26 protein-coding genes are annotated in these 25283 nt (G+C 74.6%); 16 read left to right on the forward strand and 10 right to left on the reverse strand.

What is annotated here, in order from left to right; all coding sequences use genetic code 11:
- Positions 1-471 precede the first annotated feature (471 nt).
- The 3 genes from VM95_RS00215 (at position 472) to VM95_RS00225 (ending at position 3699) form a co-directional block, all read left to right on the forward strand.
- The gene (locus tag VM95_RS00215; protein ID WP_045691857.1) at positions 472-1143 is read left to right on the forward strand and encodes a hypothetical protein; all 672 of its coding nucleotides are present in this window, start codon (positions 472-474) and stop codon (positions 1141-1143) included.
- A 181-nt stretch (positions 1144-1324) separates the two neighbouring features.
- Entirely contained in the window at positions 1325-2209 is an 885-nt protein-coding gene (locus VM95_RS00220; protein ID WP_045691858.1) for an AAA family ATPase, read from the forward strand.
- The gene (locus VM95_RS00225; RefSeq protein WP_078859480.1) at positions 2206-3699 is read left to right on the forward strand and encodes a vWA domain-containing protein; all 1494 of its coding nucleotides are present in this window, start codon (positions 2206-2208) and stop codon (positions 3697-3699) included. Before VM95_RS00220 ends, VM95_RS00225 begins: the two co-directional genes overlap by 4 nt.
- Positions 3700-3744: 45 nt before the next feature.
- Here VM95_RS00225 and VM95_RS00230 read toward each other — a convergent pair whose 3' ends face one another.
- Positions 3745-4311, reverse strand: a complete 567-nt coding sequence (locus tag VM95_RS00230; RefSeq protein WP_045691859.1) for a Uma2 family endonuclease — start codon at positions 4309-4311, stop codon at positions 3745-3747.
- Between the two features lie 178 nt (positions 4312-4489).
- Here VM95_RS00230 and VM95_RS00235 point away from each other — a divergent pair, with 178 nt between their 5' ends.
- Positions 4490-4774 carry a nuclear transport factor 2 family protein gene (locus VM95_RS00235; RefSeq protein WP_052707057.1) on the forward strand — a complete coding sequence of 95 codons (285 nt, stop codon included), beginning with the start codon at positions 4490-4492 and terminating at the stop codon, positions 4772-4774.
- Between the two features lie 55 nt (positions 4775-4829).
- On the opposite strand, the gene VM95_RS00240 is transcribed toward VM95_RS00235, so the two are convergent.
- Together VM95_RS00240 and VM95_RS00245 are read right to left on the reverse strand one after the other, a co-directional pair.
- On the reverse strand, positions 4830-5798 hold the full coding sequence (locus VM95_RS00240) for an alpha/beta fold hydrolase (RefSeq protein WP_045691860.1): 969 nt from the start codon (positions 5796-5798) through the stop codon (positions 4830-4832).
- A 141-nt stretch (positions 5799-5939) separates the two neighbouring features.
- The gene (locus tag VM95_RS00245; protein WP_107072816.1) at positions 5940-9434 is read right to left on the reverse strand and encodes a S8 family serine peptidase; all 3495 of its coding nucleotides are present in this window, start codon (positions 9432-9434) and stop codon (positions 5940-5942) included.
- A gap of 551 nt (positions 9435-9985) precedes the next feature.
- Between VM95_RS00245 and VM95_RS00250 the strand changes: the two genes are divergently transcribed.
- Positions 9986-10696, forward strand: coding sequence for a TetR/AcrR family transcriptional regulator (locus VM95_RS00250; protein WP_045691862.1), 711 nt, complete (start codon positions 9986-9988; stop codon positions 10694-10696).
- A 4-nt stretch (positions 10697-10700) separates the two neighbouring features.
- Here the strand turns inward: VM95_RS00250 and VM95_RS00255 are convergent, their stop codons facing one another.
- Positions 10701-10898, reverse strand: coding sequence for a hypothetical protein (locus VM95_RS00255; protein ID WP_045691863.1), 198 nt, complete (start codon positions 10896-10898; stop codon positions 10701-10703).
- Between the two features lie 152 nt (positions 10899-11050).
- On the opposite strand from VM95_RS00255, the gene VM95_RS00260 reads away from it, so the two are divergent.
- Both VM95_RS00260 and VM95_RS00265 read left to right on the forward strand, forming a co-directional pair.
- The gene (locus tag VM95_RS00260) at positions 11051-12382 is read left to right on the forward strand and encodes a D-alanyl-D-alanine carboxypeptidase family protein (RefSeq protein ID WP_425265263.1); all 1332 of its coding nucleotides are present in this window, start codon (positions 11051-11053) and stop codon (positions 12380-12382) included.
- Positions 12383-12409: 27 nt separating this feature from the next.
- Positions 12410-12835 (forward strand): PPOX class F420-dependent oxidoreductase, encoded by a 426-nt coding sequence (locus tag VM95_RS00265; RefSeq protein WP_045691864.1) that lies wholly within the window; start codon positions 12410-12412, stop codon positions 12833-12835.
- Positions 12836-12863: 28 nt separating this feature from the next.
- Here the strand turns inward: VM95_RS00265 and VM95_RS45040 are convergent, their stop codons facing one another.
- Positions 12864-12995, reverse strand: coding sequence for a hypothetical protein (locus VM95_RS45040; RefSeq protein WP_279616806.1), 132 nt, complete (start codon positions 12993-12995; stop codon positions 12864-12866).
- Positions 12996-13380: 385 nt separating this feature from the next.
- On the opposite strand from VM95_RS45040, the gene VM95_RS00275 reads away from it, so the two are divergent.
- The 3 genes from VM95_RS00275 to VM95_RS00285 all read left to right on the forward strand — a co-directional run bounded on the left by VM95_RS00275 (position 13381) and on the right by VM95_RS00285 (position 16579).
- Positions 13381-14010 carry a PadR family transcriptional regulator gene (locus VM95_RS00275; RefSeq protein ID WP_045691865.1) on the forward strand — a complete coding sequence of 210 codons (630 nt, stop codon included), beginning with the start codon at positions 13381-13383 and terminating at the stop codon, positions 14008-14010.
- Positions 14007-15488: an FAD-dependent monooxygenase gene (locus VM95_RS00280; RefSeq protein WP_045691866.1), complete on the forward strand. Its 1482-nt coding sequence runs from the start codon at positions 14007-14009 to the stop codon at positions 15486-15488. Before VM95_RS00275 ends, VM95_RS00280 begins: the two co-directional genes overlap by 4 nt.
- An 83-nt stretch (positions 15489-15571) precedes the next feature.
- Positions 15572-16579 (forward strand): hypothetical protein, encoded by a 1008-nt coding sequence (locus VM95_RS00285; protein ID WP_045691867.1) that lies wholly within the window; start codon positions 15572-15574, stop codon positions 16577-16579.
- 27 nt (positions 16580-16606) lie between these two features.
- On the opposite strand, the gene VM95_RS00290 is transcribed toward VM95_RS00285, so the two are convergent.
- Positions 16607-17005 carry a GNAT family N-acetyltransferase gene (locus tag VM95_RS00290; protein ID WP_078859483.1) on the reverse strand — a complete coding sequence of 133 codons (399 nt, stop codon included), beginning with the start codon at positions 17003-17005 and terminating at the stop codon, positions 16607-16609.
- A gap of 7 nt (positions 17006-17012) precedes the next feature.
- Complete coding sequence (locus tag VM95_RS00295; RefSeq protein WP_045691868.1) at positions 17013-17264, reverse strand: ribosomal protein L7/L12; 252 nt, start codon at positions 17262-17264, stop codon at positions 17013-17015.
- A gap of 104 nt (positions 17265-17368) precedes the next feature.
- Between VM95_RS00295 and VM95_RS00300 the strand changes: the two genes are divergently transcribed.
- The 4 genes from VM95_RS00300 to VM95_RS00315 all read left to right on the forward strand — a co-directional run bounded on the left by VM95_RS00300 (position 17369) and on the right by VM95_RS00315 (position 20888).
- Positions 17369-17776, forward strand: a complete 408-nt coding sequence (locus VM95_RS00300) for a hypothetical protein (RefSeq protein ID WP_045692031.1) — start codon at positions 17369-17371, stop codon at positions 17774-17776.
- Between the two features lie 75 nt (positions 17777-17851).
- A complete protein-coding gene (locus VM95_RS00305) occupies positions 17852-18031 on the forward strand; it encodes a hypothetical protein (RefSeq protein ID WP_045691869.1) in 180 nt (59 codons plus the stop codon).
- On the forward strand, positions 18028-20403 hold the full coding sequence (locus tag VM95_RS00310) for a heavy metal translocating P-type ATPase (RefSeq protein ID WP_063773422.1): 2376 nt from the start codon (positions 18028-18030) through the stop codon (positions 20401-20403). Before VM95_RS00305 ends, VM95_RS00310 begins: the two co-directional genes overlap by 4 nt.
- Positions 20400-20888: a copper chaperone PCu(A)C gene (locus tag VM95_RS00315; RefSeq protein ID WP_052707059.1), complete on the forward strand. Its 489-nt coding sequence runs from the start codon at positions 20400-20402 to the stop codon at positions 20886-20888. The genes VM95_RS00310 and VM95_RS00315 overlap by 4 nt, the downstream gene beginning before the upstream one ends.
- 103 nt (positions 20889-20991) lie before the next feature.
- Here the strand turns inward: VM95_RS00315 and VM95_RS00320 are convergent, their stop codons facing one another.
- On the reverse strand, positions 20992-21774 hold the full coding sequence (locus tag VM95_RS00320; RefSeq protein WP_045691870.1) for an NAD(P)-dependent oxidoreductase: 783 nt from the start codon (positions 21772-21774) through the stop codon (positions 20992-20994).
- Between the two features lie 65 nt (positions 21775-21839).
- Here VM95_RS00320 and VM95_RS00325 point away from each other — a divergent pair, with 65 nt between their 5' ends.
- Both VM95_RS00325 and VM95_RS00330 read left to right on the forward strand, forming a co-directional pair.
- Positions 21840-22757, forward strand: coding sequence for a LysR family transcriptional regulator (locus tag VM95_RS00325; RefSeq protein ID WP_045691871.1), 918 nt, complete (start codon positions 21840-21842; stop codon positions 22755-22757).
- A gap of 62 nt (positions 22758-22819) precedes the next feature.
- Positions 22820-23353: a cupin domain-containing protein gene (locus tag VM95_RS00330; RefSeq protein WP_045691872.1), complete on the forward strand. Its 534-nt coding sequence runs from the start codon at positions 22820-22822 to the stop codon at positions 23351-23353.
- 177 nt (positions 23354-23530) lie between these two features.
- Here VM95_RS00330 and VM95_RS00335 read toward each other — a convergent pair whose 3' ends face one another.
- Entirely contained in the window at positions 23531-24400 is an 870-nt protein-coding gene (locus VM95_RS00335) for a universal stress protein (protein WP_045691873.1), read from the reverse strand.
- A gap of 236 nt (positions 24401-24636) precedes the next feature.
- Positions 24637-25176: a GNAT family N-acetyltransferase gene (locus VM95_RS00340; protein ID WP_045692034.1), complete on the reverse strand. Its 540-nt coding sequence runs from the start codon at positions 25174-25176 to the stop codon at positions 24637-24639.
- Positions 25177-25283: the final 107 nt, after the last annotated feature.

The raw sequence follows: 25283 nt of genomic DNA on the forward strand, positions 1-25283 counted from the left end.
CCAACTCCTGTGTCCTGTATTGACATTGACGGAACGCCGGGTTTACAACACTGGCAGGTTTCCAACCGGTGGCGGAGCAGTCGCCACCAGGGCGGACAACCCCCAGGTGCTCCGACGACCCCGGGCGACCGCCCCGGGAGCGGGAGCACGGCCGACGCGGCGCGCGGCGGTGGCAGCCGCCGACGCGCACCCCTCACACCACGCGTCCGCACAGCGGCGCGGACGGCTCCGCACCTCCCGGTGCCGCCGCGACCGCACCGTCCCGCCTCCGCACCGCCGTACCCGCGGCCGCACCACCACAGCACACGATCGGGCCCGTGGCGCCGGGCCCGCCGTCGTGCCCGGCCACGCCGTACCGCGGCCCGTCGCAGCTCCCGGTGCGCCATGCCACGCACCTCCCCCGTCGCGCACACCACCACACCCGCCGGCGGGGATTCCCCCACCCGTCTCCGGACGGAGAGAGGCACCCTCATGCGCATCCGCCGCACTCTCGCCACCGCCGCGCTCGGCGCGCTCGCCCTCACCGGCGCGGCCGTCGCCCCCGCCCAGGCCGACGCCACCGCCGTCCTCACCACCGGCGGCCCGACCGGCCCGAACGTCGCGGTGGGCGACACGCTCACCGCCAACCTGGCCGCCGGCACCTACGCGACCTTCTACAACAGCGCCACCGGGACGAGCGGCATCAAGTGTGCCGCCTCCGCCTTCTCCGCCACCGTGACGGCCAACCCGGCCGCCCCGGGCAGCGCCGTCGAACAGCTCAACTCCCAGACCTTCGGCTCCTGTACCTCGAACGTCATCGGCGTCATGGGCGTGCGGAGCATCACCGTCACCAACCTGCCGTTCACCAACACCGTCAGCGACGGCCCCGGCTTCCCCGTCGCGCTCACCCCCGGCGCGGCCGGCACGATGGGCACCACCGTCGTGCTCAGCACCCTCCTGGGCAGCGTGACCTGCAACTACGCGAACAGCACCGGCATCGCCGGCACCGCCTCCAACACCGGCAACAGCATCGGCTTCTCGGGCCAGCCGTTCGCCCTGGTCTCCGGCCCCAGCCTGTGCTTCTCCACCGGCTACTTCAGCGCCACCTACGGCCCGGTCCACGACACCTCCGCCGCCGGCAGCCCGGTCCTGTACGTCAACTGACGCGCCGGGCAGCGGACACAGCGCAGCGGCGTACGACGGGCCCGGCCCGCCGTACGCCGCTCCACCACGCCCGGGCCCGCGCGCCCGTCCGGACCCCCGCCGCAGCGGACCCGAGACAAGCAAGTGACCGGCCGGTAGGGTGGCGCCCGACTGGCACGGCGGACCGGAACGGGGCGGACGGATGACCGAGAACGGCAACGGCGACGGCACGGGGTTCTTCACGTCGGTGGCGGACACCGTCGACCGGCTCGCCGCCGTCGGCTACCTGGCCTCCACGGCCGTCGCCACCACCGTCTACCTCGCCGACCGGCTCGGCAAGCCGCTGCTCGTCGAAGGCCCCGCCGGCGTCGGCAAGACCGAACTCGCCAAGGCCGTGGCCCGGATCGGCGCCGCCCGGCTGGTCCGGCTGCAGTGCTACGAGGGCATCGACGAGGCCCGCGCGCTCTACGAGTGGAACCACGCCAAGCAGCTGCTGCGGATCACCGCCGGCCGCGACGAGGGCTGGGACGCCGCCCGCACCGACATCTTCGGCGAGGAGTTCCTGCTCACCCGGCCGCTGCTCACCGCCATCCGCGGCGACGAGCCCACCGTGCTGCTGATCGACGAGCTGGACAAGGCCGACGTCGAGGTCGAGGCCCTGCTGCTGGAGCTGCTGAGCGACTTCCAGGTGACCGTCCCCGAGCTCGGCACCATCACCGCGAGCCGCCGCCCGTTCGTGCTGCTCACCTCCAACGCCACCCGGGAGCTCTCCGAGGCGCTGCGCCGCCGCTGCCTCTTCCTCCACCTCGACTACCCGGACGCCGAGTTGGAACACCGGATCGTCCGCCTCCAGGTGCCCGGCCTGGATGAGACGCTGGCCGCCTCGCTGGTCCGGGTGGTCGGCGCGCTGCGGGCGATGGAGCTGCGCAAGGCGCCGTCCGTCGCGGAGACCGTCGACTGGGCCCGCACCCTGCTCGCCCTCGGCGCGGACACCCTGGACGACGCCGTCGTCCGGGACACCCTCGGGGTGATCCTCAAGCACCAGGACGACGTCCGCAAAGCCGCCCGGAAGCTCACCCTCGCATGACCACCGCGCCGCGACCGACCGAGCCGGGGCCCGAGGACACCGCAGTACAGGACACCGCCGCGCAGGACACCGCCGCCCGGCTCACCGGCCTGGTCCGCGCGCTGCGCGGGCACGGCCTGCGGATCGGCCCGGCCGAGACGGTGGACGCCGCCGCCGTCCTCGACGTCCTCGGCCTCGACGACCGCGAGCAGATGCGCGCCGGCCTGGCCGCCGCCCTGCTCCGCTCGGACGGCCAACGGGCCGTCTTCGACGCCTCCTTCGACCTGTTCTTCCCGCTCGGCATCGGCACCCCCGAGGCCGTCCGCGCCGATCCGCCGCCGGTGCCGGAGGACCCGGAGCCGCCCCGCTTCGGCCGGCCCGACCCGCTCCGCGACGACCTGCGCGAACGCCTCGCCGCCGCGCTCGCCGCCGACGACCGCGCCGCCCAGGCCCGGCTGGCCGGCGAGGTGATCGAGGCCTTCGGCCGGTACGGCACCGGCGCCACCCCCGGCTCGGACGGCTGGTCCGCCCACCAGGCGCTCGGCCGGCTCTCCCCCGAGACGCTGCTCGCCCGCATCCTCGCCGCCCTGCGCGAGCGCGGCCCCGAGGGCGGCCCCGAGGACGCCGACGTCGCCGACCGCGTCCTCGCCGACGAGATCCGCCGCCGCATCCAGGGCTTCCGCGGCCTGGTCGCCACCGAGGCCCGCCGCCGGGTCGCCGAACTGCGCGGCGCCGAGCGGATCGCCGAACGCGCCCTCGCCCCCACCACCGACCGGATCGACTTCCTCGCCGCCGGCCGCGACCAGATCGCCGAACTGCGCCGCACCGTCCACCCCTTGGCCCGCAAGCTGGCCACCCGCCTGGCCGCCCGGCGCCGCCGCGCCGCCCGCGGCCACATCGACCTGCGCCGCACCCTGCGCCGCTCGCTCGCCACCGGCGGGGTGCCGCTGCGCCCCGCGTACCGGCTGCGCCGCCCGGCCCGGCCGGAGCTGGTGCTGCTGTGCGACGTCTCCGGCTCGGTGGCGGGCTTCGCCGACTTCACCATGCTGCTGGTCCGGGCGATGAGCGAACAGTTCAGCAAGGTCCGGGTGTTCGCCTTCGTCAACCGCACCGCCGAGGTCACCGACCTGCTCCGCGCGGACGGCGCCGACGACCCCGGCCGGCTCGCCGCCCGCATCCTCGCCGAGGCCCGGGTGATGGGCTACCACGGCAACAGCGACTACGGCTCGGCCCTCGCCGGCTTCGCCGAGGACCACCTGGACGCCGTCGGCCCGCGCACCACCGTCCTGATCCTCGGCGACGCCCGCAACAACCACCGCGACCCCAACCTCCCCGCCCTGCACCGGATCGCCGCCCGCGCCCGCCGGGTCCTCTGGCTCAACCCCGAGCAACCCTCCCTCTGGACCACCGGCGACTCGGCCGCCCCCGCCTACGCGGCCGTCGTCGACATGCACTCCTGCCGCAACGCCCGCCGCCTCGCCGACCTGATCACCCGCCTCCTGCCGGTCTAGCTCCATCGAGAAGTGGCCGGCACGAGCCGTGACCGGGCCGTCCGCTCAGAAACCCGCCGTGTCGAGTTCGAGGTCCAGCGGCGGCGGGAGCTGCAGCGGCGTGCCGAAGGGGTGGGGGCCTTCGACCCGGGTGTAGCCGAGCCGGCCCGGTCGGGAGAACAGGGTGCACGTGCGTTCCTGACGGTCGACCAGGAGGTACACGGGCGCGCCGAACTGGGAGTAGCGCCGGCGCTTGGAGGTCCGGTCGGTGTCGCCGTTCGACGGCGAGGTCACCTCGACGACGAGCACGGTCTGGTCGGGCAGGAGGGCTCCCTCGGTCTTCGCGAGCTCGGCGGGTACGACGGCGAGGTCGGGGACGTAGAAGTTCTCCGTACCGGGCAGGTCGAGGTTTCCGGAGCCGGCGCGCAGGCCGAGCTCCCGCATGCGAGGCCCGATCTGCTCGCGGATCAGGTCGACTGCGGTTTCGTGTGCCCAGGACGGTGACACGGGGGTGATGACTCCCTCGACGATCTCCACGCGGTCGCCCGCGATGTGCTGAATCGCGTACTTCAGCGCCTGCTCCGGATTCGGCACCTGGCTGTAGTCACCCGGGCTGGCATGTGCCGTGCTCACCTGCTGCTCTCCTGTCCGGATCTCGGTCCTCGGAACGGACCGGTGACGGTGGGGATCGGTCGGCTGCGGTCCGGCCGTCAAGGCGGGCTTGCTGGGCCGGCCCCGGCGCACAGCGGTGGAAGCGGCGGCCGGGGCACCCAGTAACGTTACTAGGTGCGGCCTCGGGTCGGCTCCACCCGTGACCACCGGCCGGGAGACCATGCGGGCCCGGATGAAGGCGACGGCAGGCCTGTGGAGCTTCCACACCGTCGACGAGGTCACCCTGCACGAGACCGCCGACCCCGAAGTCGCCATCGCCGAGTTCCGGGTGCACGGGCGGATCACCGCGACCGGCGAGCCCTTCGCCCTCACGTACATCAACGTGATCCGGGTCGTCCACGGGCTGATCGTCTCCTCCCGCGACTTCGGCAACCCGCAGGAGTCCCTCACGCTGCGCACCGCCCTCGCGGTCCCGATCGAGTAACGCGCAACCGGGCGCGGCCCCGCTGCGGGGCCGCGCCCGGACAGCCGTCAACTACCTACGAATCCAGGTGCTTCAGGAAGTCCAGCAGCGCCTCGGTGACCTCCGCCGGCCGCTCCTGCTGCGTCCAGTGCCCGGTGTCCGGCAGCCGGACGGAGCGGTGCAGCCGGGGCAATCGGCCGAGCAGGTACTCCAGCGCGCCGGGCGGGAGCATCGCGTTCACCAGGTCCTGCTCGCCGGCCATGTACAGCGCCGGCACCTCGACCGTCACCCCGATGAACGGCGCCAGCAGCTCGGCGCTGCGGTCGACGTTGCGGTACCAGTTGAGCCCGCCGGTGAAGGCCCGCTCGCCGTGCCGGGCGTAGTCGGCGGCGAAGACGTCGAGGTCCGCGTCGGTCAGCCAGCCGGGCAGCCGCTCCGGCTCCGGGATGGTGTCCAGGAGGGTCTTCCCCTCGGGCACCACCCAGGGCCGCGGCTTGCCGTCCGGCGTGGTGCCCGCCAGGATCCGCCGCAGGCTGGCCTTGACGTCGGCGGCGAGCTCGGCGTCCGCCCGGCCGGGCTCCTGGAAGTAGATCTGGTAGAAGCCCTCGCCGTAGTTCTCCCGGTAGGTCTGCAGCGGCGGCGGCCCGCCGACCGGCACCGGCGGCACGCTCAGCCCGGCGACGCCGCGCACCAGGTCGGGCCGCAGCGCCGCGGTGGTCCAGGCCACCGGCGCGCCCCAGTCGTGCCCGACCACGACGGCCCGCTCCTCGCCGAGGGCCCCGATCAGCGCGGTGACGTCCCCGACCAGGTGCAGCAGGGTGTACGCGTCGACGCTCTCCGGCTGCTCGCTGCGCGCGTAACCGCGCTGGTCCGGGGCGACGACCCGGTAGCCGGCCGCGGCGAGCGGGGCGAACTGGTGGCGCCAGGAGTACCAGCTCTCCGGGAAGCCGTGCAGCAGCAGGACCAGCGGGCCCTCCCCCTGCTCGGCCACGTGCAGCCGGACGCCGTTGACCTCGACGTCGCTGTGTTTGATCGCCTCGTACAAATCCGCTCCCCGATTGGGCCGACATGTCCTGATGCCTGGTCCCTGCCCACCCCCGAGCGGTTGAAACGCGACCGAGGCCGCCCCGGAACTCCGGGACGGCCTCGGCCAGTTGGTGCTTCCTGCGGTCAGACCGACGAAGCGTCAGCTCACGGTGTAGCTGTACGGGATCGCCGCGAGCACCGCACCGGTGGTGCTCAGGCTGTTGTTGGCGGTCGCCACCGAGGTCGGGGCGGACACCAGGTACAGCAGACCCTTGACCGTGCTGCCCTTCGGGCCGGTCGGGGTCACGGTCACCTGCAGCGAGCCGCTGGCGCCCGGCTGGACGGTCACCGGGGTGGCGGCCGGGGCCGTGGCGTTCACCGAGGCGGCGTACGGGTCACCGGTGCTGGAGGTCAGCGCCGGGTCGAACGCCAGGGTGTGCGCGGTGGCGGTGATGGTGGCGGTGCCGGCCGGCGCGCCCGCGTTGCTGAACGGGCCGATCTGCTGGACGAAGGTGCCCCAGTTGCCCGGGACGATCGGCTGCTCGGCGGTGCCCTTGTCGGTCACGGTCGAGATGGTCGAGCCGTTCTGCGCCTTCTTCAGGTCACCGAACAGGTCCGGCGACGAGGTGGTGGCGGCCAGCTCCAGCTGAGCCGGGGTCGAGGAGGCCGCGACGCCCTTGAGCTGGTCGGTGCCCGGGGGGACCAGGAAGCCCGGCACCGCGGAGCTGAGGCTCAGCGGCAGGGTGACCGAGGCCGAGGCGCCCTGCGGGACCAGCGGCACGTCGACCCGGTTGTCCAGGCGGCCGTCCGCCGAGATCTTCTGGGTGGCGACGGTGTTGTTGGTGTAGTTCACCGTGACGGTGACCGGCTTGCCGGCCGCCAGCTTGGTCTTCGCGTCGTTCGGCAGACCGGCCGCGGTGGCCTGGTTCTGGTTGAACGCGATGGTGCCGGTGAAGTCCTGCGACAGCTGCTGGCCGCTGATCGGGCCGAGCACGTTCAGGACGAACCGCCAGTGGCCCTCGGCCGGGTTGACGGTGGTGGCCGAGACGCCCGGGTTGGTGCCGGTCAGGTTGCCCTTGTCGTCGAACAGACCGTTGCCCTCGATGTCGATCGGGGTGCCGTTCGGGCTGATCAGCGCGCCCTGCATGAGCAGGTTGGCGTCCTTGGCGACGGTCAGGCCGACCCGCAGGTCCTTCTGGCCCTTCGGGACGTCGAAGCCGTAGGTGAAGCTCTGCGTCGGCGAGGAGCCGCGGCCGTTGCCACCGGTGATGGTGCCGGTGAAGGTGCCCTTGCCGTCCTTGACCGGGACGAGGCTGCGGAGCACGACCGGAACGCTGGTGGTGCTGCCGTTCGAGCTGGAGACCGTGACGGCCTCGCTCGAGTCGCCGCTGGTGGCCGGGGTGGTGAGCTGGACCTTCAGGTTCTTGGTCTCACCGGGCTGCAGCTCGGCGGTGTTCGGGCCGACCGAACCGGCCGGGACGGCCCGCTGGGTCGAGGTGCCGAACTGGACGGGGCCGTTGAAGCCCTTGGCGCCGGCCGGGGTGTAGAAGACGGCGGTCCACTCGCCGGCGACCGGGTGCGGGACGTCCACCAGACCGAAGTTGGCCGGGGTGGCGCCGCCCTGCGGGCGGGTGTTCGTCTCGAACTTGCCGGACGGGTCGAGCAGCGTCAGGCGCACGACCGGGCCGTTGACGACCGGGTTGGCCGCACCGTGCCAGGCGATCGAGGCCGCGAGGCGGTCGGCGCCGGCCGGGACGGTGAACTTGACCTGCTTCTGGACCCAGTCCGAGCCGTTGGTCGCGTACTTGAAGGTGTCCTTCGAGGACGTGTCCATCTGGACGGTCTGGGTGTTGCTCGCCAGCGGCACGAAGGCGCGGGTGGCGGCGCTCACCGTCTGCGGGCTGTCACTGGTGTTGGTGACGGACACGTCGGCGGTGTGGGTCGAGCCCGGGGCGCCCGCGATGTCGAGCTGGCCGGTGTTGACGACCACGGTGTTGGCACCCTCGGTGCCGTCGCCGTCGTCGTAGCCGCGGGCGGCCTCGACGGCGGCCCGGACGTTCAGCAGACCGGCGCCCTGCTCCTCGGCCGGAACGCCGAGGTCCTGGGCGGTGCCGGTGAGGAACTTCTTCACCAGGGCGGGGGACGGCGAGTCGCCGCCGTGGGTGTCGCGGTAGGCCTGGATGACCAGGGCCGCGGCGCCGGTGACGAACGGGGCGGCCTGGCTGGTGCCACCGAACGGCTGGATCGCCGACGGCTTGCCGTTGTAGCCCGTGCAGTCGGTGTACTTGGTGACGTCGGGGGTGCACAGCGCCCAGTCCGACTCACCCGGCGCGACCAGGTCGACGGTCCGGCCGGCCTGGGTGAAGCCACCCGAGGACAGCGCGGAGATGCGGCTGTTGCTCCACTTCTTGTTGGAGAACTGGGAGGCCGCGTAACCGGTCTGCTGGTAGTTCTGGTTGTCCGTCGACGCGCCGACCGCGATCACGTTCGGGTCGGTGGCCGGGGTGCCGATGGTCCCGCTGATGCCCGCGTCACCGGAGGAGACGGAGACGGTGACACCGGCCTTGACGGCCTGGTCGTTGAACAGCGAGATGGTGTCGTGCGCGCCGCTGTCCGGGGTGACGTTGCCACCGAAGGACTCGTTCAGCACGTCGACGTGGGCGACCCGCACCGCGTAGTCGATGGACTGCAGGATCGACGAGTTGGACATCATCTCGCCGCCGGCCTTCAGCGCGACCAGGTCGGCGTCCGGGGCGAGGCCCTTGATCCGGATGTTGCAGCCGGCCGGCAGCGGGTGCGAGGCGTTGACGAACTGCGAGACGTCGTAGACCTGGCGGCCCTGGGCGATGACCGCCGAGGCGTCGCCGAAGGCCTCGGCCGCACCGGTGGGCGCGGCCCAGCCGTCACCGGCGAAGTCCTGGTAGTCGACGACGGCGTGCGAGCCGTCGGCCCGGATGAAGTCCGGGTTGTTCGGGTCGAGGCCGTCCGCGATGTAGGCGACCTTGACGCCCTTGCCGGTGGCCAGGTTCTCGACACCGGGGTGGCCGTTGCCGGTCTGGGCGCGCACCGAGTAGAGGCCCTCGGGCTCCAGCAGCGGCTTGCTCGGGTCGGAGGGGCAGACCGTGTTGGTCGCGTTCTCCTCCGAGCCCTGGCTGCCGTCACTGCCCGGGGCGGCGGCCTTGGCGTCACCGTTGCCGGCCGCCTTGGCGTCGACGGCGTCCTTGCCCGTCTTCGCCGTCGAGGCGGCGACCGGGGCGACCTTGACCTGGGTGTCGGCCACCACGGCGGCGACGGCCGGGTCGGCCTGCAGGGAGGCACGCAGAGCCGGGTCGACGGTGGCCGAGAAGGCGTTGCCGACGACGAAGCTCTTGATGTTGGTGCCGCCGTGGGCCTTGACCTTGTCCAGCAGCGGGGCCTGTGCGTTGGCCGTCTTCTGCTGGCGGGCGCCCAGGTGACCGTGGTCGGCCGGGGCGTCCGCAATCTGGTCCTTCAGGATCACGATCACCGGCGCCGGCGCCCCGCCCTCGGCCGCCGTGGGGGCGTTCGAGGGGGTGGGGGCGGGGGTGGCGTTCGCGCAGGTCCCGAAGGTCAGGACCATGGACGCGGAGGTGACCGTGACGGCAGCTGCTAGCTGGGCTTTCCGCCAGCTGATCAATGGACATCCTTTCGTCTGATGAGACGTCAGGTTGCGCACAGCCCAGCGTACGCGAGTCCGGATCGGCCGCGTGGTTGGTCCGGACCGCGCGTCCCGACAGCGGTCGCATTCCAGCGCATCCGACACGACCACGACAAGGGGTGAAATCCCCATCAGAAAGTAAAAATGACCATCAGAAAGTAAAATACACCGTATAAATCGCGCCGGAGGTGTCCCTTTTTCGCCGATCAGGACCGGTCAGTCACGGTCGAAACCGAGCGATGCCGCCCCGAAAACGCCAGTGGCGGACTCTCGACAGTGGCGGAATGTCGCCAGTCGGTCGACTCTTTGTCGACACCGCGACATTCCTTCCCCGTCGACCCGATCCAAAACCGGGCTCCGCTGTTTCCGCCGGAGCGCCGCTCCGGCGGAGGTGGGGAGGGGGGCCGGCGGGACGGGCGGCGCGGACGGGCGAGGCGGGCGGCGCGGACGGGCCGGATATCCTTACGCCATAAAGAGTTGCCGCCACGGCGGTGCCCGCAGGAATGCTTTACGCCATAAGGAGACTTGGGATGACCGTCCACGCCGGGCCGGGCGACCCCCACCGCCCACGCGCCCCGCGCTGGGACGCGCCCGAACCGTCGCGCGCCGGGCGGGGCGCCCGCAGCGGCCCCAAGCCGGGCCTCAGCGTGGACGCGATCGTCTCCGCCGCCATCGCGGTGGCCGACGCCGAGGGCATGGCCGCCTTCTCCATGCGCGCGGTCGGCGAACGCCTCGGCCGCACGGCGATGGCGCTCTACACCTACGTGCCCGGCAAGGACGAGCTCCTGGCCCTGATGCACGACCGCGCACTCGCCGAACTCCCGCCCCCCGCACCGCGGTCGGACGACTGGCGGGCCGCCGCCACCGACTGGGCCGAGCAGCTGTACGCCTGTTACCTGCGCCACCCCTGGGTGCTCCGGCTCCCGCCGGCCCGGCCCGCCCTCGGCCCGGCCGAACTCGCCGCGCTGGAGAGCCTGTTGAGCGCCCTCGCACCCGCCGCACTCGCGCCCGCCCGACTGCGCGGAGCCGTCGCCGCCCTCCGGCAGTACGTCCGCGGCGCGGCCGCCGCCACCGCCGACGCCAGCGGTGACCAACTCGACGGTTTCGCACCGGACTTCGCCGAGCACTTCCCCCTGCTGACGGCGCTGCGGCGGGACCCCGGCGGCGCACCCGGGAACGAGGACGGGGAGGCCTTCCGCGCCGGACTGGCCGTCCTGCTGGACGGCATCGCGGCCTCCTGAGCGATCAGCCCCGCCGGGCGGCGGGAATCGAGAGCAGCACGCCGAGCGCCAGCAGCGCCGCGTAGCCGACCGTCTCGTGGCCGTCCGGCACCAGGTAGCGGACGAAGCCGAACAGCCGGAACCCCCCGAGCCGGTCGGCCAGCAGGCCGGTGCCGCCGCCGAGGATCAGCACGAAACCGAGGTAGCCGAGCAGAGTCTTCATGTCCGTCAGCCTAGGAAGGCGCCGGCGTCCGGTAATCCGACTTTCGGCGCGCGCCGGGACCACCAAAGTCGCGGCCCGAGCCCGTGCCGCCCGGCCCACCGGACGGAGCAGCAGCCCCGGCGCCCCGGCGGCCGCCCGGTTACGTTCGCCGTGTGCAGTCGAAGCATGTGCAGCGCAGACGAACCCGGCAGACCGCCCAGGCGGCCGCCGCCTCGGCCCTGGCCCTCACCGCCCTGGCCCTGACCACCCTGCCACTGACCGCCCTGCCACCGGCCGCCCCCGCCGCCGTCGCCCAGGACGCCGGGGCCGCGGTCGGCGGCGAACGGCTCGGCCGCCCGGCCGTCCAGATCGCGCCGCTGGCCGGCGCCCCCGCCCTGCCGGCCACCCTCACCGGCCGCTCCTGGCTGGTCGCCGACGCCACCACCGGCGAGGTGCTCGCCGCCCGCGACGCCCACCTGCCGCTGCCGCCCGCCAGCACGCTCAAGATGCTGTTCGCCGACACCGTGCTGCCCAAGTTCGACCGCGCCCTGGAGCACCAGGTCACCCCCGCCGAACTGGCCGGCCTCGGCGCCGGCAGCAGCCTCGTCGGCGTCAAGGAGAACCTGCCGTACCGGGTCGAGGACCTCTGGCGGGGCGTCTTCCTCAGCTCCGGCAACGACGCCGTGCACGTCCTCGCGCACATGAACGGCGGCGTCCAGCGCACCGTCACCGAGATGCAGGCCCGGGCCCAGGCCCTCCAGGCCAGGGACACCAAGGTCGTCACCCCGGACGGCTACGACATGGACGGCCAGGTCTCCTCCGCCTACGACCTCACCCTGTTCGCCCGCGCCGGGCTGCGCAACGCCGACTTCCGCTCCTACTGCTCCACCCGCACCGCCCGCTTCCCCGGCGGACTCGACAAGCTCACCGGGCAGCGCACCAGCTTCGACATCGCCAACACCGACCGGCTGCTCGGCAAGTACCCCGGCCTGATCGGCGTCAAGAACGGCTACACCACCAACGCGGGCGCCACCTTCACCGGCGCCGCCGAGCGCGACGGCCGCACCCTGCTGGTGACGGTCATGCACCCGGAGGCCCAGGGCAAGGTCTACGACGAGGCGGCCAGCCTGCTGGACTGGGGCTTCGCGGCCGCCGGGAAGGTCCAGCCGGTAGGGCAGCTGGCCGAGGACACCGCCGCCCCCGCCGGCGGCGCGTCCTCTGCCGCCGCCCCGCAGGCCGCCACCGACCTGCCGGCCTGGGCCCAGCCGCCGCTCGGCGGCCCGTCCAACGACCCGGGCCTCACCCCCGCCGTCTGGACGGGCGCCGCGCTGGCCGGCGCCCTCGCCCTCTGGGCCGCCGCCCGTACGGTCGCACGCCGCCGGGCCGCCGCGGCCGCCGCGCCTTCGAGCACCACCGCCATCGGCGCCACCGCGGTCGGCGGCCGCACCGGCCCCCGGCTCTCCCGCCGCCTGCGCGCCCGGCTGCACTCCGTCCGCCGCCGGTGAGCCGAGCCGCCCTCTAGACTCTCCGGCATGACCCCCGACCCCACCGGCCCCGTCGACCCCGCCGCCTCGGACCGGCTCGCCCGGATCGTCCGGCTCTCCGCCGGCAGCTACCTGCTCGTCACCACCTACAAGAAGGACGGCACCCCGGTGCCGACCCCCGTGTGGGTGGTCCGCGACGGGGAGGCGCTGGGCATCTGGACCGTCGCCGACTCCTGGAAGGTCAAGCGGATCCGCAACCGCGCCGACGTGCTGGTCGGCCCGTGCGACGTCAAGGGCCGCCCGACCGGCGAGCAGTACCCGGCCACCGCCGAGCTGCTCACCCCCGAGCGCACCGCCGCGTACCGCACCCTGCTGCGCCAGAAGTACGGCCTGCTCGGCGTGCTCACCCTGCTCGGCAGCCGGCTGCGCCGCGGCGACCGCGGCACGATCGGCATCCGGATCACCCTGGCCTGACCGCCGGCCCGTCAGGGGTGCGGGCCCGCTACGGGTGCGGGCCCGCCAGCACGCTCGGCCGGGCCGCGAACTCCGCCTCGGGCCCGAACCGCTCCAGCATCGCGTCCGCGAGCGCGTTCAGCGCGGCCGCGCCGTCCCCGTGGAACGACGAGCCGTGCATGACCGCGAGCGTGCGCGGACGCAGCTCGGCGAGTGAGCGCAGGGCGGGTGAAGAGGTCCTCGCAGAACAGCGTCCGGGTCTCCTCCTCGAACAGCACCCGCGCCTCCCAACCGTGCGGCACGTGCGGGGTGTTGACGTTGCGCACCCGCCGGCGCACCTGCCGCCCGCCGAGGTCCAGCAGCTCCCCGTCGTCCATCGGCCCGCCGATGCCCACCCGAGCGCCGGTCTGCCGCCGGGTCAGCCCTCGCGGGGCATGCCGGGCGGGTCCCCGGTTCGGCGGTGTCCGCGGCTTGCCGGACCGCCACGGCCCCGCCATCGGTGTCGTATAGTCGGATCCGGCTACTAGGATCCGACTATATCGATCGTCGATCGGAGCACAGCACGCATGGCGAAGCGGAAGATCTCCAACACCCTGGCGCTGGCCGTCCTCGGCCTGCTGCAGGAACAGCCGATGCACCCCTACGAGATGGCGACCACCCTGCGGGAACGCCACAAGGACAGCAGCTTCAAGGTCAACTCAGGGTCGCTGTACGACACCGTCGAGTCGCTGGTCCGGCACGGCTGGATCGAGCCGGTCGAGACCGCGCGCGACGGCCGGCGGCCCGAACGGACGGTGTACGCGCCGACCGGGCTCGGCCAGGACGAGTTCGTGCGGTGGATCGACGAACTGCTCCGCACGCCCGTCGCCGAGTACCCCAAGTTCATGGCCGCGGTGTCCTACCTCGGCGCACTCGGCCCGGAGCGGGCCGCCGAGGCCCTGCTCGAACGGGCCGGCCACCTGGCCCGGCGGATCGAGGAGACGAACACGGTGCTGGCCGACACGGTCGGCTCCGGCCAGGTCCCCCGGCTGTTCATGATCGAGGCCGAGTGCGCCGTGCACGCCTGGGAGGCCGAACTGGCCTGGACGCGACGGACCGTCGCCGAGATCCGCGACGGAAGCCTGTTCTGGCCCCGGGCCGAACGCACCGAACAGGGCTGGACCTGGTCCGCCCCCGGAGAGGAGCCCGTCCGATGACCGAGGTGCTGATCGTCGGAGCCGGCCCGGCCGGCCTGTTACTCGCCGCCGAGCTCCGCCTCGCCGGCATCGACACCGTCGTGCTCGAACGCCACCCGCAACGGCCCGGCTACTGCCGGGGCTTCAACCTCAACGCCCGCGCCCTGGACCTGCTGGCCCGGCGCGGCCTCGCCGAACGGCTGGTCAGCGAGGGCTGGCAGGTCCCGCACGCCGCGTTCGCCGGCCTGCCGGCCACCCTCACCCTCGCCGGCACCCGCACCGACCACCCGTACACGCTCGGCATCGCACAGACCCGGGTCGAGGAGGTCCTCGAGGCGCACGCCCTCGCCCTGGGCGCCGACCTCCGGCGCGGACACCAACTGCGCACGCTGACCCAGGACTCCGCGTCGGTCACCGCCACCGTCAGCACGGCGGACGGCACCGAGTACCGCATCCGGGCGGACTACCTGGTCGGCTGCGACGGCGGCCGCAGCACCGTCCGCAAACAGGCCGGCATCGACTTCCCCGGCACCGCGTCGACCCGCTTCACCCTGCTCGGAGACGTCGAACTCGCCGACCCGGACGCGCTGCCGATCGGCCCGACCACCGGCCCCGGCGGCGGCGTCTTCGTCGTCCCCCGCCCCGGCTACGTCCGGATCCTCACCACCGACCCGCGTCCCCCCGCCGACCAGGACACCCCGGTCACGCTGGACCTGCTCCAGCGCGCCGTCGACGACGCGCTCGGCCGGCCCGTCCACCTGCACAGCCCGCGCTGGCTGTCGCGCTTCGGCAACGCCGCCCGGCAAGCGGCCGCCTACGTGCGCGGCCGGATCGTGCTCGCCGGGGACGCCGCGCACATCCACCCGCCGTCCGGGGCCATCGGCGTCAACGTCGCCCTCGACGACGTGTTCAACCTCGGCTGGAAACTCGCCGCCACCGTCCGCGGCACCGCACCCGCCCACCTGCTCGACAGCTACCACGCCGAACGCCACCCCGCCGGCGCGCACGTGCTGGCGAGCACCCAGGCGCTGGCCCTGCTCGCCGACGCCGACGCCGACGTCCGCCTCGGGCCCGTGACCGACCTGCTCACCCGCGTCGCCCGACACCCGGACGGCAACCGCGCCTTCACCGAAACCATCACCGGTCTCGACACCCGTTACCCCATGCACCCCGACACCGACCACCCCTGGCTCGGCCGCCTCACCCCCGACCTCCCCCTCACCACCGCAGACGGCCCCACCCGCCTCACCGAGCTGCTCGCCCCGGGGCGCGGCGTGCTGCTCGACCTGACGGACGACGGCACCCTGCGCGAGGCGGCGGCCGGGTGGACGGACCGGGTGGACGTCGTCACCGCGACCAGCCCCGACCACCCCGAGCTCCGGGCCGTCCTGCTCCGGCCGGACGGACACACCGCCTGGGTACGGACCTCGGACGACGGCCACCTCAACGACCTCCACCAGGCACTGCGGCACTGGCACGGCGCGGGGGCACCCGCCTGAACACGGGGGCGGGCGGCGTGCACCGGCGCACGCCGCCCGGCCCTCGCGGTCCGGGACGATCACCCATGCGGTAGAACGAACCCGTGAAGATCAAGGGCGTCACCTACGACACGGGCACTCCCACCGTCGACGGCTCGGTCACCCGACCGCACCTCACCGCGAACACCGTGGAACGCGAACTCGCCGCCATCGCAGGCGAACTGCACTGCACCGCCGTCCGCCTCACCGGCAACGACCTCGACCGGCTGCGGCTCGCCGCCGAGACGGCCGCCCGGCTGGGCCTCGCCGTCTGGCTCTCCCCCGTGCTGCCCAACGCCGACGAGGCGACGGCCCTGGCGGCGGTCGAGGCGGCGGCCCGGATCGCCGGCGACCTCCACCGCTCCGGCGCCGACGTCACCCTGGTCGTCGGCTGCGAATGGAGCCTCTTCCTGACCGGCCTGGTCCCCGGCGCCGACATCGGCACCCGGCTGGCCGCGCTCGCCGACCCGATGAGCTGGGCCCCGGAGTTCTTCGCGGCCGGCCCGCCGCCGGTCCGGCTCAACGCCCTGCTGTCCACCGCCGTCACCACCGCGCGCCGACACTTCTCCGGCCCCGTCACCTACGCCGCCGGGCTCTGGGAGGACATCGACTGGACGCCGTTCGACCTCGTCGCCGTCGACGCCTACCGGGACTCCGGCAACGCCGCCACCCTCCGGGCCGACCTCGAAGCACTGCACCAGCACGAAAAGCCCGTGGTCGCCACCGAGTTCGGCTGCGCCACGTTCACCGGCGCGGCCGAGCACGGCGGTTCGGCCTGGACACTGGTCGACCGCGCGGACGGCACCCGCCGCCCGCGCGCCGGCCTGGTCCGCGACGAGGAGGTCCAGGCCGGCGAACTCACCTCCCTGATCGACCTGTTCACCGCCGCAGGGCTCGCCGGCGCCTTCGTCTTCACGTACGTCACCCCCGCCTACCCGGCCTCCGAGGACCCGCGGGCCGACCTCGACACGGTCGGCTACGGCCTGGTCCGCTCCTGGCCGGACGGCCGCACCACCCCCAAGGCCGCCCACACCGCCGTCGCCCGCGCCTACGCAGGGGGCGGCGCGGCGTGACGTCAGCGGCCTCGGCGCCGCCCCCGGTCAGTCGACCGTCCCGTCCGCGCGGCTGAGGCGCCAGACCCGGTCCTCGCCGGTGTCGGCCGGGGCGAGCCGCTCGGCGGGGCGGGGGCCGAGCTCGGTGAAGCCGAGCCGGGCCGGGACGGCGCCGCTGCGGTGGTTCGCGCGGTCGTGGCTGATCTCGACGTGCCCGACACCCGGGATCCGGAAGGCCTCGGCGACCAGGGCACGGGAGGCCCTGGTCGCCAGGCCCCGGCCGGTCGCGGCGGGGTGCAGCCAGTAGCCGATCTCGCGGATGTCGTCGCGCTCGTCGTCGCGGCGGAAGAGGCAGCAGGCGCCGACCAGCACGCCGTCCTGCACGATCGCGTAGCTGAGGTTCCCGCCGAGCTCCCGGCGCTCCAACCACCGTTCCTGCCAAGGGATTTCACCGCTACCGGTACCGGATCTCGGCGGCGGCGCCCACCGTTCGCAGGTCCGTGATCAGCCGCTCGGCGCGGTCCCCCGTCACATCGTCCAGGAGCGTGGCCGGCAGATCGCCGAGCAAGAGCTTGCTGTGCCACAGGCTGAGCCCGGTGTGCCGACTGACCACCTTCACCGCTTCCAGCAGGTTCGGGCCGGTGTCGGTCAGCACGACGAGGATGGGCACCCCGTCGCAGACCAGTGCGAAGTACTCGCCCTCCATGACCGCTCCTCCGACCGCCGGCTCCCCGGAGCGTAGGCGCCGCCCCGCCGACCGCTCCACCGAAAATCGCCCGGCGCGGCCCGCAGGTGGCAGGCTTGGCCGCCATGGAGCACGAGGAACGGGATGCCGCCGAGCGGCCGCTGCTGGTCGTGGACGGCGCGAACGTGGTCGGGTCGGTGCCGGACGGCTGGTGGCGGGACCGGCGCGGCGCCGCCGAGCGGCTGCGGGACGCCCTGGTGGCCGTCGCGGAGCACGGTCTGGCGGACCTGCCGGGGCCGCTCGACGTGGTGCTGGTGGTCGAGGGCGCCGCCCGGGGCGTCGCGGGCCTGCCCGAGGTCCGGGTCGTGGAGGCGAGCGGCAGCGGCGACGACCGGATCGTGCAGCTCGTCGACGCCGCCCGCGCCGAACACCCGGGCCGCAGCTGCCTGGCGGCCACCGCCGACCGCGAGCTGCGGGCCCGCGTCACCGCCCTCGGCGCCGCCGTCACCGGCCCCCGCAGTGTCCGCCCCTGACCACCGGCCGGGCTCCCCACGAACGACTTTCGACCGTACGGGAACCACACCCCGCCGCCGTCCGACTGTTGGACCGTGAATGCGAAGTCGTTGAGTGTGCTGGTGGGGTTCGCCCTCCTCCTGGTCGCGGTGTTCGGCACCGCCTACGCCGTGGGCCGTCAGGTGGGCCCGGTGGCGCCGGGCCTGCGGCCGGCGGGTGGCGGTGGCGGGGTGTCGCCGGGGATGGACGGGCACGACATGGGCGGGATGAAGTGAGCGCGCTCGCGGAGCCCGGGCCCGCGCTGGTGAGCACGGACTTGGCGGTCGGCGGGATGACCTGTGCGGCCTGCGTGGGCCGGGTGGAGAAGCGGCTGGCGCGGATCGACGGCGTGAGCGCCGGGGTGAACCTGGCGACCGGCCGGGCGCGGGTGCTGCACCCCGCCGGGGTGCCGGTCGCCGAGCTCGTCGCGGCCGTCGAACGGGCGGGCTACACCGCCGAGTTGGCGCCGGCCGATGCCCCGCTGACGCTCCCCGCCGAGGAGCCGGACGAACGCCGACGGCTGCTGCTCACCGCGCTGCCGGCCGTCCCGGTGCTGGTGCTGTCGATGGTGCCGTCGCTGCAGTTCACGGCCTGGCAGTGGGTCTGCTTCGCACTCGCCGTCCCGGTGGTGACCTGGGGTTCGGCGGGCTTCCACCGCCGGGCCTGGCGCGGCCTGCGGCATGCCACGGCGACCATGGACACCCTGGTCAGCCTGGGCGTGGTGGCCTCCTTCGGCTGGTCCGCGTACGCCCTTTTCCTCGGCGGTGCCGGGGATCCGGGCATGCGGATGCCGTTCTCGCTGACGGCGTCCGGCGGCGCCGCGCACGTGTACCTGGAGGCGGCGGTCGGCGTGCCGCTGTTCGTCCTCGCCGGGCGGCTGCTGGAGGCCCGGGTGCGGCGCAGCGGCGGGTCCGCGCTGCGGGCGCTGGCCGAGCTGGGCGCCAAGGAGGTGTGCGTCCGGTCGGCGGACGGCTCCGAGCGTCTGCTGCCGGTCGAACTGCTCCTGCCGGGGCAGGAGTTCGTGGTGCGTCCGGGCGAGCGGGTGGCGACCGACGGGGTGGTCGTCGAGGGCGGTTCGGCGCTCGACCTGAGCCTGCTGACCGGCGAGAGCGTGCCGGTGGAGGTGGGCCCGGGGGACGCGGTGGCGGGCGCGACGGTGAACGTCGGCGGCGCGCTGGTGGTGCGGGCGACGGCGGTCGGCGCCGACACCCAGCTGGCGCGGATCACCGCGCTGGTGGCCGAGGCGCAGGCCGGCAAGGCGCGGGCGCAGCGGCTGGCGGACGCGGTGGCCGGGGTGTTCGTGCCGTGCGTGCTGGCGGTCGCGGTGTGCGTGCTGGGCTTCTGGCTGGGCGCGGGCGCGGCCCCGCAGGCGGCGGTGACGGCGGCGGTCGCGGTGCTGGTGGTGGCGTGCCCGTGCGCGCTGGGCCTGGCGACGCCGACCGCGCTGCTCGCGGCCACCGGCCGGGGCGCCGAACTGGGCGTGCTGGTGCGCGGTCCGGAGGTGCTGGAGAGCCTGCGCCGGGTGGACACCGTGGTGCTGGACAAGACGGGGACGCTGACCACCGGCCGGATGGCGCTCACCGCCGTCACCGCCGTCGACGTGAGCGGCCTGCCCGACGTGGACGGCCCGAGCGAGGACGACGGCCTGACCGAGGAGGACGTGCTGCGGCTGGCCGGGGCGGTCGAGCACCGCTCCGAGCACCCGATCGGACGGGCCGTCGCGGCGGCCGCGCGCGAGCGCTGCGGCGAGCTCCCGGCCGTGGCGGGCTTCGCGGCCACCGCCGGGCTCGGGGTGTCCGGGACGGTCGAGGGCCGGGCCGTCCGGCTGGTGCGCCCGGACGCGGCGGCCGGGCCGCTGCCCGCCGAGCTGGCGCGCGCGGTGGCAGCGGCCGGGGACGCGGGCCGCACCGCCGTCCTGGTGGAGCTGGACGGGCGGGGCGCGGCCGTCCTCGCGGTCGGCGACACGGTGCGCGCGGGCAGTTGGCGGGCGCTGCACCGGCTGCGCGGCCTCGGCCTGGAGCCGGTCCTGGCGACCGGGGACGGGCCGGGCGCGGCCCGCGCCGTGGCGGCGGAGCTCGGCATCGAGCGGGTGCACGCCGCCGCCTCGCCGCAGCGCAAGGCCGAGGTGGTGGCCGAACTGCGGGCCGCCGGGCGGACGGTGGCGGTGGTCGGCGACGGCGTCAACGACGCGGTCGCGCTCGCCGGGGCGGACCTCGGGGTGGCGCTCGCCTCCGGCAGCGACGCGGCGATCGGCGCGGCCGGGCTGACGCTGGTGCGCGGGGACATCGAGGCGGTGGTGGACGCCGTCCGGCTGGCGCGGCGCACCCTCAGTACGATCCGGGCGAACCTGCTGTGGGCGTTCGGCTACAACCTGGTGCTGATCCCGCTCGCGGCGGTCGGCCTGCTGAACCCGATGCTGGCGGCGGTCGCGATGTCGCTCAGCTCGCTGCTCGTGGTCGGCAACAGCCTGCGGCTGCGCACCTGGCAGCCGGCGCGGGGCGGGGCCGAACGGCGTGGCGCGGTACGGCGTGGCGCGGCACGAGGCGGAGCGGTACGGGGCGGGACGGTACGGGGTACGGCCGTACGGGACGGGGCGGTGCGGCGATGACGATCCTCCAGCGGCTCAAGGTCGTCGCCCCCACGCTCGGCGCGGCCGCCCTCGCCCTCGTGCTGCTCACCGGCTGGACGGCGGTCGGCGGCGCCGGCCGCCCCCGGCCGGTGGAGGCCGCCGGCCCGGGCTGGATGCTCCTGCCGACGGCCGGCGCCGCGCCGGCGACGGCGGCGTTCTTCACGGTCCGCAACCCGGGCGACGTCCCCGACGAACTCGTGGCCGCGGACTGGCAGTTCGGCAGCCGCATCACTCTGAAGCGGCACCTGCACCAGGGCGCCGCCGGCCGCTGGGAGCCGACCCCCGCCCTCCCGGTCCCGCCGGGCGGCGAGCTCGTCCTCACTCCGGAGGACGCCGACCTGATGATCGCCGACCCGCCGCCGCTGACGGCCGGCCAGTGGGTGGAGTTCACCCTCACCTTCCGGCACAGCCCGCCCCTGCGCGTGTCCGCCCAGGTCCTCCCGCCGGGCGCGCGGCCGCGCTGACGGCACGCCACGGGCCCGGGGCCCGGATCGTCCGCTCCCCCGAGCCGGGCGATCCGGGCCCCAAGCAGTCCGGGCCCCAAGCGATCCGGGCCCCGTGGGACGACTACCGCCGCAGCGCGGTCACCACCGACGCCAGGTCCAGGTCGGCGATCGACGGGTCCGCGAGCAGCACCTCACGGGCCGCCGTCAGCACCGGCCCGCCGCCCGCCAGGGCGAGGTCCTTGGCCGCCAGCCGGACCGGGAAGTCCGACTCCGTGCTGCGCGCCCGGGCGAGCGCCCCGGCCAGCGGCGTGGTCGACAGCGCCTGCAGGGCCTGCTCCTGCGGCACGCCCAACTCCTCGGCCACCGCCAGGACTTCACCGATCACGGTGACCGATGCCACGATGCCGCCGATCACCACGACCTTCAGCGCCGCACCCGTGCCCGGGCCGCCGCAGCGCAGCACCGTGCCGAGCTGTTCCAGGACGGGCTGCGCGCGGTCGAGGTCGGCCTCCTCGCCGCCGGCGAGGACGGTCAGGCCGCCGGTGGCCGCCGGGCCGACGCTGCCGAGCACCGGGGCGTCCACCATGCGCACGCCGTCCGGCAGCCCGTCGCGCAGCTCGGCGACCGCACGCGGGCCGATCGAGGACATGTCGATCCACAGCGCGCCCGGCGCCAGCGCGGGGACGAACTGCCCGGCCACCTCGGCCACGGCGGCCGGGTCGGACAGCATGGTGATGACGAGTTCGGCGCCCCGCACGGCCTCGGCCGCGGTCGCGGCCTCGGTGAGGCCGTCGGCCCGGCCCGGGGAGCGGTTCCAGACGGTCAGCGCGTGGCCGGTGGCGGCGAGGCGACGGGCCATCGGCCGGCCCATGCGGCCCAGCCCGAGAAATGCGATCTTCTTCATGGCCCTCACGCTAGGCAGGCCCGAGCCACGCGACAAGCGAATGTCCGGCATGGTATCCATGCGGAATGGACATGGCTTGGCTGGACGTCTTCCGCACCGTCGCCCACCTGGGCTCCTTCACCGCCGCCGGGGAGCGCCTGGGCTACACCCAGTCCGCGATTTCCCGTCAGATCGCCACCCTGGAAGCCGAGTTGGGCACGCCGCTGTTCGACCGGCTGGCGCGCGGGGTGCGGCTGACCGAGCACGGGCGCGCGCTGCTGCCGCACGCCGAGGCGATGCTGGAGCGCCTGGACACCACCCGGCGGGACCTGGCCGCCCTCACCGAACTGACCGCCGGACGGCTGCGGGTCGGCGCCTTCGACAGCGCCAACGTGGCGCTCGTTCCCAGCGCACTGGCCGCCTTCCGCGCCGCCCACCCGCAGGTGGCGATCAGCCTGACCGAGGGGCTGTCCGCACCCCTGCTCGGCCTGCTGGCCGACGGCGCGATCGACCTCGCACTCCTCGCCACCTACCACGCCGACGCCGAACTCATCGACGACACGGGCCAGTTCGACCTCTCACCGCTGGCCGAGGACCCGGTGCTGGTCGCCCTGTCCCGCAGCCACCGACTGGCCGGGCGCCGGCGCCTGCGCCTGGCCGAGCTCGCCGACGAGGCGTGGATCGCGGCCCGCCGCCAGCCGGAGTCCACCCTGCTCGCGTCCTGCGTGCGCAGCGGCTTCCAGCCCCGGATCGAGTACGCCGTCGCCAACTGGACCGCCAAACTCGGCCTGGTCGCCGCCGGGTTGGGCACCACCCTCATCCCGTCCCTGGCCGCCCGCGCCGCCCGCCCGGACATCGCCCTCGTCCCGCTGCACCCGGACGACACCCCGGTCCGGCACGTGTACACGGCGGTGCGGCGGGGGCAGCGGGTGCCACCGGCGGTGACGGCGTTCACGGGCTTCCTGCGGGCGGGGGTCGCAGCCGGCACCCCGCCCTCGAATTGACCCATCAAAACGATGATCGATTGCCCCATGATCATGGGTCTTTCCGACCCTAGCCTGGTCCCATGACGACGAAGCCGAACTCCGCCACCCCGATCCTGGCCCGCCGCACCGAGGCCGAGACCTGCGCCGACCCGAGCGCCACCATGACCCTCCTCGCCGAACCCTCCCCCGCCGAGGGCGGCTTCACCGTCTACCGCTCCGTCTTCACCGAGGGCGCCGCCGGAGCCCCCGCCCACTTCCACACCCGGGCCTGGGAGCTGTTCTTCGTCATCAGCGGCTCCCTGCGCGTCCTGATCGGCGAGCAGGTCACCGTCCTGGACGCCGGCGACTTCCTCGCCGTCCCCCCGCACACCCCGCACGCCTTCGCCGCCGCCCCGGGCGGCGGAGCCGACGTCCTGTTCCTGTTCACCCCCGGCACCGACCGGCACCCCGACCCGAAGCACCCCGGCATGGACCGCTTCGACTACCTGCGCCTGCTCGGCAGCGTCATGCGCGGCGAAACCAGCCCGACCGCGATCGCCACCTCCGCCGACCGCTTCGACAACCACTACGTCGACAGCCCCGCCTGGCGCACCGCCTTCGCCGACCGGAGCTGACCGGAGCTGACCGGCCGCCGCCCCGGGCTCCGAGCGGGCACAGCTGCGGCAGCACCTCGACGTGCCGGGGAGCGGGCACCTCCTCCAGGACGCCGAGCGCCGCGCCCCTCCGGGGCGGGCAGGGCCCAGGGCCCGGCCCACCCCGGGCCGTTGGTCACTCCCCGCCGGTGCGGCCGGTCACCAGTGCGGTACGACCGCGACCGGCGCCCCGGCGTGGTGCAGCACCGCGTGCGCGACCCGCCCGAGCCGCGGCCCGAATTCCACCGGGCGGTGCCCCCGACCGACGACCACCAGCGCGGCCCCGGCCGAGGCCTCGACCAGGCCGCGCGCCGCGCCGAGCCGGACGTCCTCGACCACCTCGACCTCCGGATGCTGCTCGCGCGGCCCGGCCAGGGCCAGCGACAGCAGCTTGGCCTCCAGCGCCTCCAGCTGGCCGACCTCGCCCGCCGGCACGGCGCCGCCCGCGTACCCGAACACCGGCGGCAGGTCCCAGCCGTGCACGGCCCGGAGCCGGGCACCGCGCAGGGCGGCCTCGCGGAAGGCGAAGGCGAGCACCTCCGCCTCGGGGCCGTGCGCGTCCACGCCGACGACCACCTCGCCGCCCGCGCTCGCACCGTCACCGCCGTCGCTCCCGGGCTCCCGCACCACGACGACCGGCGCCGCGCTGCGCCCGGCGACCGCCATGCCGACCGAGCCGAGCAGCAGCCCGGCGAAGCCGCCGAGGCCGCGCGAGCCGAGCACCAGCAACTCGCTGTCGCCCGCGGCCGCGACCAGGCCGTCCACCGGAGCGTCCAGCACCACGTCGGTCCGCACGTCCAGACCGGGGTGGCGCCCACGGACCTCCTCGGCGGCCGCGGCGAGGAGGCGCTGCGCGGCGGCGGGCAGGTCGTCGGGCTCGGCGTAGGAGGCGACGCCGTCGGTCAGCCACGGCCAGGCGTGCAGCAGCCGCAGCACGGCCCCGCGCCGCAGCGCCTCCTCGGCGGCCCAGTGGGCGGCGGCGACGCTCGCCGGCGATCCGTCGACTCCGGCCGCAACGATCGACGTCATGACTTCCTCCACCTGTTCCACGTGTTCCGCGCGTCTCGAACGCCACGGTCGTCCCGGTCCGCCGCGGCCCGGCCCGCCCTGACGGCCCGTCCGCTGCTGCCCCCAACCCTGGCGTCCCCGCCGCGCTGCCACCAGAGCCGCAAGGCCCCCGCACGCGGGACGAAAGCCCCGCCCGCCGCAGCCTACGGCCCGGCCACGCCCCCACCCCCGCCGACACCCGGACCTGCGGGAGAGCGTCAGATCCTCGCGCTACGGGCGATTCGGTACAGCACGTTCGGGCGCAGGGGCCCTTCGGGCGCGGTGGGGTCGTCGAAATCGTCAGCCGGGTCCCGGGTCATGCCGATGCGGCGCATCACTGCCTGGGAGCGGAGGTTGGTGGCAGTCGTCACCGCGAGGATCTCGGGGAGGTCGAGCGTTTCGAAGCCGAAGGCCAGGCCGGCCAGGGCGGCCTCGGTGGCGTAGCCGTGGCCCCAGGCCGAGCGGGCGAGCCTCCAACCGATCTCGATCCCGGTGAACGGCAGACCGTCATCCACCTGGTCCAAGCCCGCGAAGCCGATGAACTCGCCCGTGGCCCGCACTTCGACCGCCCACCATCCGTAGCCCCGCTGGGCGAACCCGGCCTGGAACCGCGCCACGGAGGCATCGCTCTGTTCACGGGTGAGCGGGTCGCCCAAGTGCTCGCGAACCTCGGGATCAGCGTTCATCGCAGCCCACGGTTCGAGGTCGGAGTCTTCCCATCGACGGAGGATGAGACGATCGGTACGCAGTTCAGCCATGCTGCCCAGCAAACGTGAGCTCTGGCCACGAGGCAATCCGTTTTCGTCCGGGGTACGGGCGCGGCGTCCTGCCGCTTGCCCCGACGCGGGAGCAGCCCGCCGTCGGG

Origin of the sequence: Streptomyces rubellomurinus, assembly GCF_000961885.1 — a bacterium.
GTDB lineage: Bacteria > Actinomycetota > Actinomycetes > Streptomycetales > Streptomycetaceae > Kitasatospora > Kitasatospora rubellomurina.

Coding starts and splice junctions, on each gene's coding strand:
- VM95_RS00215 (WP_045691857.1), top strand. CDS start 472: ATGCGCATCCGCCGCACTCTCGCCACCGCCGCGCTCGGCGCGCTCGCC.
- VM95_RS00220 (WP_045691858.1), top strand. CDS start 1,325: ATGACCGAGAACGGCAACGGCGACGGCACGGGGTTCTTCACGTCGGTG.
- VM95_RS00225 (WP_078859480.1), top strand. CDS start 2,206: ATGACCACCGCGCCGCGACCGACCGAGCCGGGGCCCGAGGACACCGCA.
- VM95_RS00250 (WP_045691862.1), top strand. CDS start 9,986: ATGACCGTCCACGCCGGGCCGGGCGACCCCCACCGCCCACGCGCCCCG.
- VM95_RS00255 (WP_045691863.1), bottom strand. CDS start 10,898: ATGAAGACTCTGCTCGGCTACCTCGGTTTCGTGCTGATCCTCGGCGGC.
- VM95_RS00265 (WP_045691864.1), top strand. CDS start 12,410: ATGACCCCCGACCCCACCGGCCCCGTCGACCCCGCCGCCTCGGACCGG.
- VM95_RS45040 (WP_279616806.1), bottom strand. CDS start 12,995: ATGCACGGCTCGTCGTTCCACGGGGACGGCGCGGCCGCGCTGAACGCG.
- VM95_RS00275 (WP_045691865.1), top strand. CDS start 13,381: ATGGCGAAGCGGAAGATCTCCAACACCCTGGCGCTGGCCGTCCTCGGC.
- VM95_RS00280 (WP_045691866.1), top strand. CDS start 14,007: ATGACCGAGGTGCTGATCGTCGGAGCCGGCCCGGCCGGCCTGTTACTC.
- VM95_RS00295 (WP_045691868.1), bottom strand. CDS start 17,264: ATGGAGGGCGAGTACTTCGCACTGGTCTGCGACGGGGTGCCCATCCTC.
- VM95_RS00300 (WP_045692031.1), top strand. CDS start 17,369: ATGGAGCACGAGGAACGGGATGCCGCCGAGCGGCCGCTGCTGGTCGTG.
- VM95_RS00315 (WP_052707059.1), top strand. CDS start 20,400: ATGACGATCCTCCAGCGGCTCAAGGTCGTCGCCCCCACGCTCGGCGCG.
- VM95_RS00320 (WP_045691870.1), bottom strand. CDS start 21,774: ATGAAGAAGATCGCATTTCTCGGGCTGGGCCGCATGGGCCGGCCGATG.
- VM95_RS00325 (WP_045691871.1), top strand. CDS start 21,840: ATGGACATGGCTTGGCTGGACGTCTTCCGCACCGTCGCCCACCTGGGC.
- VM95_RS00330 (WP_045691872.1), top strand. CDS start 22,820: ATGACGACGAAGCCGAACTCCGCCACCCCGATCCTGGCCCGCCGCACC.
- VM95_RS00335 (WP_045691873.1), bottom strand. CDS start 24,400: ATGACGTCGATCGTTGCGGCCGGAGTCGACGGATCGCCGGCGAGCGTC.
- VM95_RS00340 (WP_045692034.1), bottom strand. CDS start 25,176: ATGGCTGAACTGCGTACCGATCGTCTCATCCTCCGTCGATGGGAAGAC.